This is a genomic window from Kribbella rubisoli, from assembly GCF_004217145.1.
GTDB lineage: Bacteria > Actinomycetota > Actinomycetes > Propionibacteriales > Kribbellaceae > Kribbella > Kribbella rubisoli.
Genome location: NZ_SHKR01000015.1, coordinates 478,701 through 494,470, shown reverse-complemented (window position 1 = coordinate 494,470; position 15,770 = coordinate 478,701). Strand labels below are relative to the sequence as shown.

The following is a 15,770-nucleotide window of genomic DNA, read 5'->3' as shown; positions in this document are numbered from 1 at the left end:
TCGGCGACGACGAGATCCAGATGATCGGGGACACCGGCGGTTCGGTCTCGATCAGTCCGGATGTCGAGCTCAAGATGGGGTTCGGGCAGCCCGAGACCGGTCGGATGCTCGCCGCGCTCCGGCCGACCCTTCCCGCGGATGACGTGCCCGCGGTGGCCGGCGACCTGTTCGCCACGATGCGTACGGCGGCAGGTGCCCGGGGTGGGGCGAGTCGGTTCAGGGCGTTCTCGAGGACTCAGGCGGGTGCGGGGTTCGCGGGGGCGGCGGGCCAGTTGTGTTCGCGGCGGTGCAGGAAACCGGCTACCACGAAGACCACGCCCCAGCACAACGCGATCAGACCGAGCCAGACCGCGATGCCAACCGCGGCGCGGCCGGGATTGGCGACAAAGAACACGCCCAGAACGATCGACAGTGCGGCGCCCAGGAGGAGCAGCCAGCGGGGTGAGAGCCGGTAGCTGCTGAACGCCGTGAATGCCTCGAACACCCCACGGACAATGAGCCAGATGCCGAAGATCCAGGTCAGTGTCTGCGCCGTCACGCCCGGACTGAAGATTGCGAAGAACGCCACGATCACCGCGATCACACCCAGGAGCGCACGTCCCGCCCGGCTTCCCTGACCACTGGGTCGAACCGCCTGCACCAGCAGGCTGATGCCTTCCAGCAACGCCCAGAATCCCCACAGCAACATCAGGGCGAGCCCGGTCTCGATCGGCCAGGCGATCGCCGCGATCCCGAACACGATGGCGACCGCTCCGCGGACCACCATCATCTTCCAGCTCGACGTGAACAGCTCCCGATCCATGTCCAGACCTCCCCCGGCCGGCGCACACGACAGGTTGTGCGATCAGGCTCATCATGGTCCGGATCGAGGCCCGGAAGATCATCCCCGCGAGGTGAGGTTGCCCCGGCCGCGAGACGCCAGGGTTTGATCACGCGCGTTTCGCGTACCGGAGAAAGGACGCTGCAATGAGTTTCTGGGACATTGTGTGGTTCATCATCATCAGCTTCGCGTTCGTCGCCTACCTGATGATGCTGTTCTCGATCATCACGGACCTGTTCCGCGACAGCGAGACCTCAGGATGGGTCAAAGCCATCTGGCTTGTCGCCCTTCTCTTCTTCCCGTTCGTCACCGCGCTGATCTATGTCATCGCCCGCGGAAAAGGGATGGCACGGCGGACGGCGGCCAGCCACGCTGACCTCCAGCGCCAGCAGGACGACTACATCAAGCAGGTCGCCGGCGCAGCCAGTCCGGCCGACCAGATCGCCCAGGCGAGCTCGCTCCTCGACACCGGCAAGATCTCGCAGGCCGAGTTCGACGCCCTGAAGGCGAAGGCGCTCGCGGCCTGATCGGTCACCGACAGCCACCTGCCTGCTCGTCCCTGCCGGCGACGGCCGTCCGGGCGAGCAGGCAGGTCCGAGCTACAGTCCGCTCTCGGCGTCCAGGCGGCCGCTCTTGATGGCGTCCATGAACACCCGGTAATCGCGCTCGTTCTGGTCGGCGTACGCCTCGGCGTACTCGGCCATCGCCTCGGGGAAGGCATCGTCGCTGTTCAGGTACGTCGCCAGCGCGATCCGGTCACCGGATCGCGCGTGCGCCCTGGCCAGCGTCCAGCTGCACAGCTGGCCGTACATCGTCATGCTGCGCGGGTCCATCTTCTCCACCGCGGCCGAGGCCCTCATGTCCCGCAACTGCCGGATGTAGAAGTCCCGGGTCTGTCCGTCGATCCCTGCGACCCGCTGCCAGCCGAGGAAGATGTCACTGGCTGCCTGCATGAGACCTTGCCCCACCACGACGCGCTCGCCCTCGTTGCGGGGAGCAGACCGCTGCCGGAGCACGGTGGGCACCATCGTCTTCAGCACCGAGGGCTCGGCCTCCTTGACCTGGAGGAGAAGCGGATCACCGTCGTCCCTGCCGCGCAGCAGGACGATCCAGCACCGCGTGCCGACACTGCCCACCCCGACCACCTTGCGAGCCAGGTCGACGAACTCGAACTGGTCGAACAGGTCCCGTCGCTCGGGCGGCAACGACCGGCGGTAGAGGGCCAGCAGCTCCTTGATCCCGTTCTCAAGCTGTTCCCGGTCGGTGTCGGGCAGGCATTCGGCGATCGGAACCATCAACGGCGGGTCTGCCTTGAGCCGGACGCCGTCATCGGTCATCTCGGTGAGCTTCGCGGACGCCTTGAGCCTTCCGCTACCGCGTGCCTTCAGCAAGGTCTCGTCGACATTGATGCGCCGACTCGAGGACATCTTGCTGCGCAGCGCCGCCTCGACCTCATCGATGTCCGCACGGGCGTACCAGACGTCCAGGGCTCGCATGGTTCCGAACTCGGCACTGGCGTCGCGATAGCGCCGGATGCTCTCCAGGACGCACTTGCGGCGTTCCTTCCGCGAGAACCCGTTACCCCGGCCGGCCACCGCCAGGCTCGCGGCGAGACGTTTGACGTCCCACTCCCACGGACCGGCGATGGTCTCGTCGAAGTCGTTGATGTCGAAGAGCACTCGCCGTTCGGGAGATCCGGACACCCCGAAGTTCGACAGGTGGGCGTCACCGCACAGTTGGGCGCCGAGACCCGATACCGGTGCCGCGCCGAGGTCGGTGGCCATCCCGAGGGCGTTGCCCCGGAAGAAGGCGAGCGGCGACATCATCATCCGGCCGTGCCGCACCGGCACGAGTTCGGCGATGCGGGACCGGGCCTGCTGCTCGAGCAACGTGACCGGATCCGGACGGTTCGAGGGTAGGACCAGCTCCGCCTGCTCGCGCGGCGGCAGCGCCGCCCGCGCTGCGAGTCCGAGGCGGGCCCGGTCGGCCGGAGCGAGGCGACGGGACGCGTACGCCGGTCGTCCGTCGGCGCGAGCCGATCTCGGTGCGGGTGAGGCCTTCCCTGCGTCCACCATCGTGATCCGTGCGCTCATGCTGCTCTTCCCCTCCGGACATGGTCACGCCAGGTCAGCAGACTCTGATCCCCCACGGGCCAGCCAACACCGGAGGTCGCTTGGCGAGCATCACCCCGGCCGGATGAACCGGCCGAGGCCGGTTCGGGCTTCACTGACGTTGTGAGAGACAGCGAGGCCGGTTACGCCCAGCTCCCTCCGAGGGCCCGCCGCCGCGTCGCGGTGGCGTCGCTGCTGCGTTCTCTGCTGGTGTCGTCGGTCATCTGTGCGGGCTATTTCCTCCTGCCTCTGCGCCTGGACGGCTCGGTGGCCGTACTGGGCCTGGTCGGCGGGCTGACCTTGGTGGGAATCCTGCTGGCATGGCAGATCCGTGAGATCGCCCGCTCGCCCTATCCCCGGCTCAGAGCCGTCGGGGCGATGGCGACGTCGGTGCCCCTGTTCCTCGCGGTGTTCGCGTCCACCTACTTCCTGATGGGACGTGCTCAGCCTTCGAACTTCTCCGAGCCGCTGACCCGGCTCGATGCGGCGTACTTCACCGTGACCGTCTTCGCGACGGTCGGCTTCGGCGACATCGTGGCCGTGTCACAATCCGCCCGCGTGGTTGCCACCCTGCAGATGCTCGGTGATCTCATCATCGTCGGTCTTGTCGCTCGCACACTCCTCGGTGCCGTGCAGCGCAGTCTCCGTCATCGCGAGTGAGCCGGGTCCTGCCGACGCACCATGCGGAAGGAGTTCACCACCCGGCAAGACCGGCGAGAATCGGAATCCCCAGTGCCACTTGAAGGGCGATCGGCCTTGCGTCGGTATTGATGCGGATGATCTCGTCCCGGATCGTCTGCGGTTGCTTGGCGAGCACCTTCTCGAGCTCGGTGTTGGTCATCACCTCCGCATCGCTGTCCAGCGCCTGGGCGACCTGCTCCTGCTGCGCCGGCGGGAGGACCGTGCTCGAGTCCGCCAGGTTCGTGAAGGTGAACGACAGCGTGGCCAGCATGATGGCACCGGCGAATGCCAGCCCGAACGAGAGTCCGAACGATCCCGCGGCCGAGTTGACGCCCGCCGCCTCGCTGACCCGCTCTTCCGAGATCGGCCCCAGCGTGTAGTTGTTGAGCTGCGACACCAGCAGCCCCAGCCCCACGCCGGCAATGATCAGCGGACCGATCAGGATCCAGCCGGAGTCCGCCCGGGGCACGATCGGGAGCAGCAGCAGCAGGCCTACGGTCAAGGACGTGAATCCCCACCTGATGATGCTGCTCGGGCGTCGCCCGCCCGCCTTCTTCTCGGCCAGGATCGCCGTCCCGAACATGCTGAGCGAGAGCGGAGCGAGCGACAGGCCCGCCTGCATCGCGTTGTACTCGAGGACCATCTGCAGATAGATCGGCAGCACGATCATCGTGCCGCCCAGAGCGATCTGCTGAAGCATCTGCCCGGAGATACCGAGTCGGTAGACAGCCGAACTGAACAGGCCCGGGTCGAGGAGCGTCGGCTTGCCCTGCCGCTTGCGTCGTACCAGCCAGTAGACGAGCGCCGTGAGAGCGATCGCGCCCGTGGCCATGATCAGACCGACGAACTCCCCGCCTTCCTGCCACACCAGCACGCTCAGCACGATGCCGCCCATGCCCAGCACCGACAGGATGGCACCGACCACGTCCACTCGCCGGGATCCGGTGTACGGCACGTCGTGAACGAGATGCTGGCCGCTGACAACGATGCCGATCACCAGAACCTCGAGCAAGAACGCTATCCGCCACGACAGGTAGGTGGTGATGAAGCCTCCGAGCAGCGGTCCGACGGCGGCAGCCAGAGCAGCGGCAGCTCCAACCATGGCATAGGCCTTCACCTGGGCCGCGCCTTCGAAGTTGCCGTGGATCAGGGACTGCATGGCGGGCAGCAGGAGTGACGCCCCGAGGCCACCGACCAGGGCCCAGAACACGATGATCGCGGTCAGGCTCTGAGCCAGGGCCATCGCCAGAGCGCCGATCGCGTAGCCGAACAGGCCCAGCAGGTAGGCGCGCTTACGCCCGATCAGATCACCGACCTTGCTCCCGATCAGGATGAAGGCCGCGGACACCAGCGCCTCGAGCGCGATGGCGGACTGGACACCGCTCACCGTCGTGTCGAGGTCCTTCACCACCGAGGAGATGGACACGTTCATCAGCGAGGTGTCCACGACGAGCACGAACATCGCCATCGCCAAGAGGACGGCGAGCCTTGGGCTGGCTGCCGTCCCCGCCGGAACGTTCCGTGTCTCTTCGGTCATGACAACATCTCAGCCCGCGAGGATCTTGGCCTTCTGTGCCTGGAACTCCGCCTCGGTGAGAACGCCCGCATCCTTGAGTTCGCCCAACGACTTGAGCTGCTCCAAACGGTCGGCCGTGGTCGGCGGGGCCGGTGCCGATGCCGGTGCCGCGTAGGTGGGTGCCGATGCCGGTGCCGCGTAGGTGGGTGCCGGGGCGGGCGCAGCGTAGGTGGGTGCCGGCGCGGGCGCAGGTGCGGCGGGTGCCGGCTCTGGTGCCGCCGCAGCGTCCTGCTTGGCGAACTTGGCGTCCTGCCGCCGCCGCACCCGGCCCGCGACAGCCGACGCGGTGCCCGCGACAGCCGCGGTCTTCGCTAATCCTCGCAACAGTGGCATGTCAGGCTCCTCAACTCGTCGATTCCAGGGCTTCCATGGCGTCGAGTACGTCCATCACGTCCTGGGCCGGAATACGTCCGCCGGCGATCATCTGGCCGCCCGACTCCAAGGCCGCCGCGACGAACGGGATCGCCCAGGTGTTCTCGTAGACGATCAGCGCCGCCAGAGTGCCGGGTTGCATCGCGCCGGCCACCTCACGGAGGTCGTCTTCGTCCAGGATTCCCGTCCGGGCACCGTTGAGCGCGGCGAAGCCGCCGCCCTCACCTGACGACTCGGCCAGGTCGACCATGTAGATGGAGTCGTTGACATCCTTGCCGACCACCATCACGTCGTACACGTTGACGATGCCGCGCTCGACGAGGTTCACCAGTTCCTCGGCCGTTCTACCGGTCAACTTGTTGCCGGTGAACTCGAGAAGTACATAGTCGATGGGGCCATGAACCTCTGTGTCTGGCATGACTGTCCACCCCTCCACACGGATGTCGGCGACTCTGCGTCCTGTTCATCGCCACAGTGCCTCGCGCTGCCGGCGGCGTCATCACCCACGCGGGATGAGCTCAGGAGGGCAGGCTCGCGGAGGCCGCAACCGGGTGCGGCGTGAGCTGCCGGATACTCAGGATCATCAGGCCCGCGGTCTGGAGCATCGCGACCAGGTCGGCGATTCCCTGCTCGTCGTGGACCTGCAGCCGAAAGACTCCGGACGTCTTGTGATGAGCCAGCGGGCCCGCGCAGAAGACGAGAACGGGAGGTTTCAGCTCCCCCTGCACGGCAACCTGGTACGACGAGCCGCGGCACTCATGCGCTGCCATCATCTTCCCCATCCGGATCGATGTCGATCCGCTCTGTCGATGCCGGGGCAGTGCCCAGGATCCGGTGGACCTCGACGACCTCGATGCCCAGGGCCCGCAGTCTGGCCAGCAGACCATAGAGGGCCGACTCGTCGGGGATGCTGTACACGACGGTGCTGACCTGGTCGACTGCCAATGTCACAGCCTCCATGTCCCGGAGGTCCTCTTCAGGTACGGCGCCCGCAACGCGGATCTCGTACGTCGCGTCGACCATCGAACCCACTCCGTTCCGAACGTGTGCGTTCGACGCTCGCAAAGGTGACGTGCCGCGGCTTCATCCCTGTGGGGTGAACTGCCGCGCCGAACCGGATGCAGGTTCGGTCCGCCTGCTCGAGCCGATACTGCCGAGTCTCAGAACGTCCGGCAATCGGACGAGAAACGCTGGTTTTACAGGGTATTCCGTGATTTCTTCAAAGGGTGCGATTCATCGCGCACCGCCTCCCCAGCGTTTTGTGATGTCGCACGCCGTCGCGAGGAGGGGAGATGCCGAGCGATCAGTACGTAGGGGTGGAAAACCAGCGCAGTACGTCACCGGATGCACCGTTCTACGGTCACCTGAGGTCCCGGACCAAGACCTCGGTGATCCCACCGGGGACAGTACCGCGGCAACGCCTTGTCGACCGCATGAGCCTGGGGGTTCAGCGGCCGCTCACGCTGGTCTGTGCGCCGGCAGGCTTCGGCAAGACGATGCTGCTGAAGTCATGGGCAGGGCAGTACCAGGGTCCGGCCGTCGTCAGACGAATCGCCTTGGATGCCGCCAGCGAAGACCCGCCGGCAATGGTGGAGTCAGTGCGGGAGGGTCTGTCCCGCCGCGATCGCAACGTGCAGGTGCTCTTGGTGGACTGTGGCGACCTCACGGTGACGCCCAAGTTCGGACGCAGTCTGCAGCGCCTGATCCGCGGCAATGCCGGACGCGTCCGGATCGTGCTGGCGACCCGGTCCGACCCGCCGCTCCCGTTGCACCTCTATCGGCTGGCAGGCACGATCGCCGAGATCCGGGCCGCGGACCTGGCCTTCACGATCGACGAAACCACAGCACTGATGCGCGAGCACAAACTCGAGTTGACGATCTCGGAGGTCGCCGAACTCCAGGCCCGCACCGACGGCTGGCCGGCCGCCCTGATGTTCGCGGCCATGAACCTGACCGGGAAGGCCGACGCGGACCAGGTCATTCGGGACTTCCGCGGCGACTCCGGGAACCTGGCGGCGTACCTGATGACCGAGGTACTCGATGCCCAGCCGCCGGAGATGCGCGAGTTCCTGCTCCGGACCTGCATCGTCGACGAGGTCCGGCCGGAGTTGGCCGCACTCCTGACCGGCCAGGCTTCTGCCGGTCGGTCGTTGCAGTTCCTCTCGCACGGCAACTCGTTCATCCAGCCTGTTCCGGGAACAGCAGACTGCTATAGCTACCAGGCGTTGTTCCGCGAGTTCCTTCGCGCGCAGCTGATGTTCGAATCGCCGACCCTCGTCCCTGCACTCCACCGCGATGCCGCGGCCTGGTTCGCCCAGAACGGTCAGCCGTTGCATGCGATCCACCACGCTGTCGCGGCCGGTGACTGGCAGCACGCAGCCCGGTACCTGGTGGAGGATTTCGAGGTCGCCGGTCTCCTCGTCGGGCGCCGACGGCAACAGCTGACAACGTTGTTCGCCGGCTTCCCCGATGATCTGGACGGTTCGGAGGCCGCGATCATCAACGCCGCCCGCGCGCTGGCCGAGTTCGATGTCGACCGCTGTACGTCGCAACTCGGCAAGGCCGCGGTCCGCCTGGACCGTCAGACGTCCGCTCGACGACAGCCGGCCGAGTCGGCCATCAGGGTGCTGCAAGCGGTCTGCGCAAGCCTCAGCGAGAATCCCGAGAGCGGGCTGGTCCCGGTCCTGATCGCCGAGGCCGACCTGAGAGCGACGTCGCCGGAGTCAGCCGTTGCGCATCCGGAGCCGAGACTGCTGGTTGCCGGCAGCAAGGGCCGCGTGCTGCTCCAGCGCGGAGACTTCCCGGCCGCCCTGGGAGCCTTCACCGAGGGGATCGCGCTCGCGGAGGAGAACGGCGCCCAGGATGCCCTCGTCGACTTCCTCGGCATGGCCGCGCTGGTGGAAGCGGCCTGGGGACATCTGCGGCGAGCCGGGGAAGTCGTCGCGCACGCGACCTCGGTGGCAGAGTCGGGGGCGCAACTGCCGCAGTCCGCGATCGTGGCGGGGGCCTGGGTGCACACCGATCGGAGCGAGCTACCCAGCGCCGAAGAAATGGTGCAGCGTGCCGAGGAAGCCGCACCCACCCATGACACCCGGGTTCTCGCGGCCGCTCTCGCCCTGGTCAGGGCCAGGCTGCTGCGGGCGACCGGCAAGATCGATCGTGCCGCCGCGGAGCTCCGGGCGGCGCGCGACTCCTATGGCGCGCAGGGTGGCTGGCTCGGGGAGGCCCTGACCATCGACGAGGCGAAGACGCTCGTGGCACAACACCGGCCACGCGAGGCCATCACGACGATCGAGCAGTCCGCGGGTCGTGACAACGTCGGATCGCGTCTGGTGCTGCAGCGAGCAGCTGCCGAGGCCGGCGACCCCCCGTCCCCTCAACCGCTCCCGGCCACGGATCGCGGCGTCGCACTCGAGATCCAGGTCGACGGCTGGCTCGTCCAAGCCGCGGAATCGATCAGGACCGGAGACACCGGTCGTAGCGGGCTCTGCCTGGAACGGGCGCTCAGACTGGCTGCACCCGAGCAGCTCCGCCGTCCGTTCGCGGAGGCGCCGCCGGCGCTGCGACCGCTGCTGCGGCCCAGCGGTGACCTGATGACACATCACCCGTGGCTGCGCACGCCGGGTCTTCGCGGTCGCGACCGGACCGCCAGTCGCTGGGGAGTGACACCACGTGAGTTGGTCATCACCGCAGCGTTGACAAGCAAGGAGCACGAGGTGCTCGAGTACCTCGCCGAGTTGCTGACGACCGAGGAGATCGCCGAGACGATGTACGTCTCCGTCAACACGGTTCGGAGCCATGTCCGGAGCATTCTGCGCAAGCTGAGCGCATCACGCCGCAACGAGGCCGTACGGCGGGCCTGGGAGTTGGGGCTGCTGCCCTCGCGCCCTGAGGCCTAGCCCACCCGCCCGCAACCGGTCAGGCGCCGTGCTTCGGCCGGACGTCACGACCGTGGAAGGTGAGCGCCCAGATCACCAGGACGTCGAGAGCGACCATGATCGTGGTCCAGCCGGGAGACGCGGAGAGGAAGGCCATATTCGTCAGAATGCTCACGACGGCGATGACCACCCCGACGGCCCGCGCCCACACCTGACCGAGCAGGACACCGAATCCGGCCACCAGGACGGCAGTGCCGACGATCAGATGTGTCCAGCCCCAGGCGGTGTAGTCGACATGGATGGCCAGACCGCTCTTCGGCACCGCGTAGTAGTCGTCGTTCAGCAAAGCGACGATCCCCTCGAATCCGTGCATGGTACCGATGACCATCATCACTACGGCGGCGAAGACGATCGGGCCCACCCAGCCCCCGTGCGGCGCCGCGACGCGCCTGTCGATGTCCGACATGGTCAACTCCTCATCGTGGCGGTCCGGGTCGCCAGTCGTAGATGACCGACGTACGCAGGACGACGTCCTGCAGAGAGTGCTGGCGGCCGCCGGCACACAACAGCAGTCCGAGCGGGAACAACACACAGAACAGGGCCCGCAGCAGCGCAACAAGGGGACCTGTCCGTTCACCACCACGACCGACGACCCGCAGGCCCATCACGTGGCAGCCGTAGGTCCGTCCGGTGATCGACCAGGCGACGAAGAGGTAGCCGACCAGAACCAGCAGTACGGTCGTCACGGCCGGCAGCGGCGATGCCTCACTGAACTGGAAACCCCGCGGACGGACCAGGAACCTCAGCCCGTTGACGCCCACATAGCCGGCCAGCACCGCTACCACCACGACGATTCCGTCGATGACACCGGCGACCGATCGGGTCACGAGTCCTGCTCGCCGTCCCTGGTACTGCAGCGCCTCCCGCGGGACGATCGACACCGGCCCGTCCGTTCTCATGGTTGCTGGGGCGTCATCTCGGGTTCGGCCCGGGTGCGCCGCAGCCTCAGCCGCGCCACCACCCGGCCCACCGCCTCATCGCCGGAGATGCCTTGCAGGCGCACGCCGCGGACAGTGTCGGAGGCAACAGATCCGGTGGACTGCCGGATCATCTCGGCGAGATCGACCTCCGCGATGACCCCCTCCGCCAGCCCGGCCATGTCGATCCGGGCCAGCACCTCTGCCGCCACCGCGGGAACCATCCGGTCCAGTACGACGGACAGTTGGCGTCCAAGCTCCGTACGTCCTTGGCCACCGCGCCTGGCCAGACCTTCCAGCAAGGTGGCTGCCTGGTACCGCTCGGCCAGCATGGGCGGTCGCAGGATCACGACGGCGACCGGGCTGACAACTCCCCCGACCCGCCGTCCGACCGGGCTGAGAAGTCCCCCGACCCGGCGTCCGATCGACTGGGCGGCGGCCGCCGCCAGCGTGGCGGCTCCGACCGCCGCGTCGAGCACGATGATCACGTCCTGGCTCGCCGGAGGCGCGTCAGGCGGGTTCTCGGACTGCTCTGAAGTACCCACGCGACCATGCTCCGTCGCGACGCCGGGCGCCACCTCATCCGTGGTGGGGTAAACCGCCTGATCAACGCTCGGCTTCGCTCCGGGCCGAGGCGGCGACGCGATAGTCGGCGATTGGGCGGTAGCGATCGTAGAGGGTGGTGAGGACGCTGAACAGGAGCACGAAGAACAACGCGTCCGTCAGGTGCAGCCGGCCTGGTCCACGGGACAGCAGTACGTCGGCCAGCACCACGAGTACGACGTTCGTCGCGAAGACGATCCCGAACGAGACCACAACCGAGTTCCACGAATAGCCGCGCTTCGCGGCCCACAGGCCGAGCGCGGCGTTGATCACGAGGAAGACCGCGATGCCGAGGAACAGTTGGAGGTTGTTCGACTCGACGCCTGGCAGCACCTCGCCGTAGATCACGCTGATCAGGCCGATCAGGAAGGTCTTCTCCAACGTTGTCGTATCGAGGACTTTCCGGTGCGCGGCTTGGTAGGCGGCGCGCTGGCGGGCGTCGTCGATTCCCTCAGGTAGCGGGTCGGCGCGGAACCGCCAGGTCCAGTCGGCCGGACTCAGCCGCGGACGGATGACGAAGTACACGACCGCGAGCAGAACGAGGACGGCGACGACGAGCGCCGGGAGGAACCACGGAACATCCCGGATCGTGTCGGTGAGGTCCAGCTGGGCGATGTGGATCCAGTACTCCTGCGGCAGCTTGACGAAGATCCAGATCGCGGCGGCGACGAGTACCCAGAACCGGAACGCGTAGCGCAGCGGGTTCCGTCGGGTGCGCACCCCTTCGTAGGCGATGAAGAAGTACTCGAACGTGTTCGGGAACAACAAGAGCAGCAGCCGGGCGCCGCTCAACTCGAACGCCACGACGCCGACCTGCCGGAAGAAGAACAGGAAGCGGCCGATCCGGACCGCGCCGTGATTGGTCCAGTTCCGCAGCGTCGCCAGATAGGCGATGGAAAGGTAGAAGACGTCCATCGCCTTGTCGTAGCTCTGGTAATTCGGCGGGTCGTACCCGAAGGTCTGGAAGATCGTCTGGTCGACGCCGTCGAGCAGGGGACAGGCGATGATCGCCGGCAACGGGAACACCGGGATCAGCAGCGGCAGCGCGAAGCGCGCGAGAACCACACACCAGAACACGACCTCGACACTCATGTCAGAACTCCCCACTCCGGCGCATCCGGCGGGGGCGGCCGTCGGGATCGTAGATCAGCCGGTACAACGGTTCGGCCCAGAGCGCCTGGAACCGGGTCACGTGTTGCGTCTCGTGCGGGCGGATGCTTCCGGACGGACGGGGGCCCTTCCTGCCACCGGCATACCAGGACTCCAGATCCGCGGCGGTGCGCTGCCACAGCTCGAACCCTGTCAACAGGTCGAGCTGCGCCAGACTGGACCGCGGCCACCCGAGATGCTCCGACCACACCTCGAGCCGCAGGTCGCGGGCGAGCCGACGGGTGCCCTCAGCAACTAGATCCCGGTCGTCGGGGGTCGCGTCCAGAACCGCGCAGGTGAGTTCGCTGTCACTGGTCCAGGAACGACGGTTGAAGTTGTCCGAGCCGCAGGTGAACCACACGTCGTCCACGATGCAGATCTTCGCGTGCACGTAGATCGGCGCCCCCGCGGCGTTCTCGAGGTTGTAGATGCCGACCCGGGCAGGCGCAGCCTCGCGCAGCAGCCGCACGGCGCGCAACTGACCGAAGCGTTCCGGGGGGCCGCTCACGGGGCCGTCGGCATCCGGGTACCGCGGTACGACGATGATCACGCGGAGGCCGGGCGACCGCTCGAGAGCATCGCGGATCCCTTCCGCGATCAGCTCGGACCACAGGTACTGGTCCTCCAGGTAGATCAATTTCCGGGCCCTGGCGAATGCCTTGCCGTAGGCCCGGGCGATGCTCCGCTCCCCCTGCGGCGCGAACGGATAGCCGGGACGTTTGCGGGCATACGTTCGCAGGACCTGTACGGCGTGCGGCCCGGCCGGCGGCGGATCGGGGAACTCCTCCGGCAGTGACTTCGGATGGCGCGGCATCCGCGCGAGTCGTTGCACGATCATCCGGTACGGCGTCCGCCGGTCGAGCGGATGACCGTCGTCCCAGCGCTCGACGAAGGTGCGGAGCAGATCGCCGACGACCGGTCCCCGGATCTCCAGCGCCGCGTCGTGCCAGGGCGTGCGGTCGCCGTACCTGCGATCCATCGGCGCCTGTTGCGGATCGCCCAGATGCTCGCCGTCGTCACGACGCTGGTGGGACAGATCGATGCCGCCGACGAACGCGACACCCAGGTCTGCGCGACCCTTGTGCCGGATCACGAACAGCTTCTGGTGGTGCGAGGACAGATGCCGGACCCGCTGGTCGAGCAGCACCTCGGCGCCGGCCTCGTTGAGCTTCGTCCCCAGCCGCTGGTTCTCCCGTGCGTTGAATCGCAGGTGATCCGAGTGCGATCGCCAGAGCAGACCCCTGACCTCGACTCCCGATCGGGCCAGATCAGCCAGCACGGTTCCGATCGTCGGACCGTCGGGCAGCAACTTCTCGTCCGAGTCGCCACGCCAGTCGGTGAAATAGACCCGGTCACCGGCCCGCAGCGCGCACAGTTCTTCGTACAACCGACGGAAGTAGGTCGCCCCGTGGATCAGCGGACGGACCAGGTTGCCGTCGACCCAGGACCCGTCCACGTCTCCCACCCGGTCGATGTCGGTTCCGGGATTGCCGCGCTCGTCCGGTCGGAGGAACCATTGCCCGGCAGTGTCGTCGATCATCGTGACCTCCCTCGGTCGCGTGGGCGCTCAGACGTCCGCGGTATCGCGGGAGAGCCCGCTGCGCTGACCGAGCTGTTCGAGATACCCGACGAGCACGCGGTGGAGCTCGTCCGCGCCGCGGATCGGCCGGTCGGGTATCACCAGGTCCGGTGGAGCCAGGAGCAGCGCCCGTCCCTGCCACCCGCCGAGTCCGCCGTGAGAGCCGACCAGACCCTCGAACGCGGAAACCTCGCCGGTGTCCTGGTCGACAGAGCTGTTCACATACAGGTCAGGTGCCTCGGGCATCGATACCGCTCGCAGCAGGTCTGCGGAGGCATGCGGCCCGAACGGCTCGAGCGGGTCGACGCCGGTCACCTTCGCGTCGGACAGCCGGTGTACACCCGACGGCCCGAGTGCCAGCGGCCCATGCTCGGTGCTCAGCACCGCGATGAAGCCGATCCCGTCGTGGTCCACGAGCCCGGGGATGAGAGCCGGCCAGCGACCGGTGATCTCCTCCATCGTCAGCCGGCGCTCCTCGGCGGCGTACACCAGGCCGAGGTTTCCCGACCCGAGGACGACCAGCTCCGAACTCGTGGTGACCGCCGGCGGTGCGGCACGGTGCTGCACCCGCAGCGCCGCATGATGGGCCACCCGTCCGGTGCCGGAGCCGCCGCCGGACAGATCCGCCAGAAGGCCGTTCAGGCGGCCCCAGCCCTCGACCGACTGCTCGACCGTTTCGACCCGTGCGGCGGTCAACTGCGAGCAGACCGCAGCCAGGTCGATCCCGTGCCGATCGGCGAAGATCGTTCCCTGGGACTGACCGTGGTCGGACAGGATGACGAGGCGGTACGGCCGCGGCGCCGCCGCGGCGACGGCCTCCAAACAGGCCAGAACACGATCGAGCCGATCCAGCGTACCCAGCGACTCCGGCCGCAAAGCGCCGGCGTGATGGGCCACCTCGTCATAGTCGACATAGTCGACATACACAACCCGCGTGCCATGCATCATCTCCTCGGCCACCAGCGCGGTGTTGAGGTCGCGCAGTACGACGTTCGTCACCGCGCGCATGCCGGCGAACAGCCAGCCGCGCTCTCCTCTCGGGCGAACATCGAGGCGGCGTTGCCGACGCGACTCGAACCGCTCCCGCGCAATCTCCGCGACCGCCCCGGACAGGCTGCCGGCGAAACCGTCCGGCCGGGCGAGATACCAGGCAGCACGGCGACGCGTGTCGGCCGAACCGCGGGCGAGCTCGATCTTGCTCATGGTCAGCACCGACCGCTCGGCGTCGCCGCTGAAGAGGTTGGAGATGCTCACGCCGCCATCGGCCAGCAGACCGCGGCCGTCGGAGGCCCGGCGCTCGATCTCCGCCGCATCAGCGGTCCGATTGGCGACCAGTACGCGCCCCAGGGCCCGGTCGTACCAACGGAAGGCGGGTACGCCGTCGATGCGGCCGTGCAGGATCCCCAACTGACTGGCGGGCGTGGTGGGTGGCAGCACCGGGGTCCACTCCACCAGCCGATAGCCACCGTCGCGGATCCAGCGCCCCATCGTGGGCAGGCTGGCAGCGAGAAGTTTCCAGCGCAGTACCGGGAAGGGCACGCCGTCGAGCTGGACGAAGATGACGCCGGGAGCCTCGGGATCCTCGACAGGCTTCTGCCGCCGCCTGGTCCGGCGTACGAGGGCCGCGGTGAAGGCTTCCGACGTACCAGAGGTGCACAGCCACGCCACGATCGTCGCCACGGCCGCTGCGATCCACGCCGCGGCGAGCACGACCCAGAACGAATCCGCCTCGACCCCCGGGATCAGTGTGAGCGCCCCCGCGAGGATCACGGCCTGTCCGAGCACCGCTACGAGGAGTACCGCGAGCCATCCGATCGCGGCGCTCGCGGCCACCAGCAACGGGCGCACCAGGGCACCGACCAGGAACGTCGCCGCCGCCGAGGCGAGCAACTGCGGGAACGACGAGAATCGCAGGCCGGGCAGCACGGCACCCGCGAGGGCGAGGGCCAGGACCGAGCTGACATAGGTCGCAACGACCCGGCCGAGATCACCGGCGCGGACCAGCGGCGTGGACACGGTGGCGC

General features: G+C 67.7%; 16 protein-coding genes. 3 read left to right on the top strand and 13 right to left on the bottom strand.

Annotated features, from left to right (window positions below; all coding sequences use genetic code 11):
• Window positions 1-235 precede the first annotated feature (235 nt).
• The gene (locus tag EV645_RS31800) at window positions 236-802 is read right to left on the bottom strand and encodes an HdeD family acid-resistance protein (protein ID WP_130447733.1); all 567 of its coding nucleotides are present in this window, start codon (window positions 800-802) and stop codon (window positions 236-238) included.
• Between the two features lie 164 nt (window positions 803-966).
• Between EV645_RS31800 and EV645_RS31795 the strand changes: the two genes are divergently transcribed.
• The gene (locus EV645_RS31795) at window positions 967-1,347 is read left to right on the top strand and encodes a PLDc N-terminal domain-containing protein (RefSeq protein WP_130447732.1); all 381 of its coding nucleotides are present in this window, start codon (window positions 967-969) and stop codon (window positions 1,345-1,347) included.
• A gap of 72 nt (window positions 1,348-1,419) precedes the next feature.
• Here EV645_RS31795 and EV645_RS31790 read toward each other — a convergent pair whose 3' ends face one another.
• Window positions 1,420-2,913: a DUF2252 domain-containing protein gene (locus EV645_RS31790; protein WP_198681984.1), complete on the bottom strand. Its 1,494-nt coding sequence runs from the start codon at window positions 2,911-2,913 to the stop codon at window positions 1,420-1,422.
• A gap of 141 nt (window positions 2,914-3,054) precedes the next feature.
• Between EV645_RS31790 and EV645_RS31785 the strand changes: the two genes are divergently transcribed.
• Window positions 3,055-3,591 carry a potassium channel family protein gene (locus EV645_RS31785; RefSeq protein WP_130447731.1) on the top strand — a complete coding sequence of 179 codons (537 nt, stop codon included), beginning with the start codon at window positions 3,055-3,057 and terminating at the stop codon, window positions 3,589-3,591.
• A 34-nt stretch (window positions 3,592-3,625) separates the two neighbouring features.
• On the opposite strand, the gene EV645_RS31780 is transcribed toward EV645_RS31785, so the two are convergent.
• The 5 genes from EV645_RS31780 to EV645_RS31760 form a co-directional block, all read right to left on the bottom strand.
• Window positions 3,626-5,149, bottom strand: a complete 1,524-nt coding sequence (locus tag EV645_RS31780) for an MFS transporter (RefSeq protein WP_198681983.1) — start codon at window positions 5,147-5,149, stop codon at window positions 3,626-3,628.
• 9 nt (window positions 5,150-5,158) lie between these two features.
• Entirely contained in the window at window positions 5,159-5,521 is a 363-nt protein-coding gene (locus EV645_RS31775; RefSeq protein WP_130447730.1) for an SHOCT domain-containing protein, read from the bottom strand.
• Window positions 5,522-5,531: 10 nt separating this feature from the next.
• Complete coding sequence (locus EV645_RS31770) at window positions 5,532-5,978, bottom strand: DUF6325 family protein (protein WP_130447729.1); 447 nt, start codon at window positions 5,976-5,978, stop codon at window positions 5,532-5,534.
• 100 nt (window positions 5,979-6,078) lie between these two features.
• On the bottom strand, window positions 6,079-6,333 hold the full coding sequence (locus EV645_RS31765; protein ID WP_130447728.1) for a hypothetical protein: 255 nt from the start codon (window positions 6,331-6,333) through the stop codon (window positions 6,079-6,081).
• Complete coding sequence (locus EV645_RS31760) at window positions 6,317-6,583, bottom strand: hypothetical protein (protein WP_130447727.1); 267 nt, start codon at window positions 6,581-6,583, stop codon at window positions 6,317-6,319. Before EV645_RS31760 ends, EV645_RS31765 begins: the two co-directional genes overlap by 17 nt.
• 269 nt (window positions 6,584-6,852) lie before the next feature.
• Here EV645_RS31760 and EV645_RS31755 point away from each other — a divergent pair, with 269 nt between their 5' ends.
• Complete coding sequence (locus EV645_RS31755) at window positions 6,853-9,459, top strand: helix-turn-helix transcriptional regulator (protein ID WP_130447726.1); 2,607 nt, start codon at window positions 6,853-6,855, stop codon at window positions 9,457-9,459.
• A gap of 19 nt (window positions 9,460-9,478) precedes the next feature.
• On the opposite strand, the gene EV645_RS31750 is transcribed toward EV645_RS31755, so the two are convergent.
• From EV645_RS31750 to EV645_RS31725, 6 genes are all read right to left on the bottom strand, one after another.
• Window positions 9,479-9,904, bottom strand: coding sequence for a DUF7144 family membrane protein (locus tag EV645_RS31750; protein ID WP_130447725.1), 426 nt, complete (start codon window positions 9,902-9,904; stop codon window positions 9,479-9,481).
• A gap of 10 nt (window positions 9,905-9,914) precedes the next feature.
• Complete coding sequence (locus EV645_RS31745) at window positions 9,915-10,397, bottom strand: RDD family protein (RefSeq protein ID WP_130447724.1); 483 nt, start codon at window positions 10,395-10,397, stop codon at window positions 9,915-9,917.
• Window positions 10,394-10,960: a hypothetical protein gene (locus tag EV645_RS31740; RefSeq protein ID WP_130447723.1), complete on the bottom strand. Its 567-nt coding sequence runs from the start codon at window positions 10,958-10,960 to the stop codon at window positions 10,394-10,396. Before EV645_RS31740 ends, EV645_RS31745 begins: the two co-directional genes overlap by 4 nt.
• Before the next feature lie 61 nt (window positions 10,961-11,021).
• On the bottom strand, window positions 11,022-12,110 hold the full coding sequence (locus tag EV645_RS31735) for a hypothetical protein (protein WP_130447722.1): 1,089 nt from the start codon (window positions 12,108-12,110) through the stop codon (window positions 11,022-11,024).
• Between the two features lies 1 nt (window position 12,111).
• Window positions 12,112-13,707: a phospholipase D family protein gene (locus tag EV645_RS31730; RefSeq protein ID WP_130447721.1), complete on the bottom strand. Its 1,596-nt coding sequence runs from the start codon at window positions 13,705-13,707 to the stop codon at window positions 12,112-12,114.
• A gap of 27 nt (window positions 13,708-13,734) precedes the next feature.
• Window positions 13,735-15,762 (bottom strand): phage holin family protein, encoded by a 2,028-nt coding sequence (locus tag EV645_RS31725; RefSeq protein ID WP_130447720.1) that lies wholly within the window; start codon window positions 15,760-15,762, stop codon window positions 13,735-13,737.
• Between the last annotated feature and the right edge of the window lie 8 nt (window positions 15,763-15,770).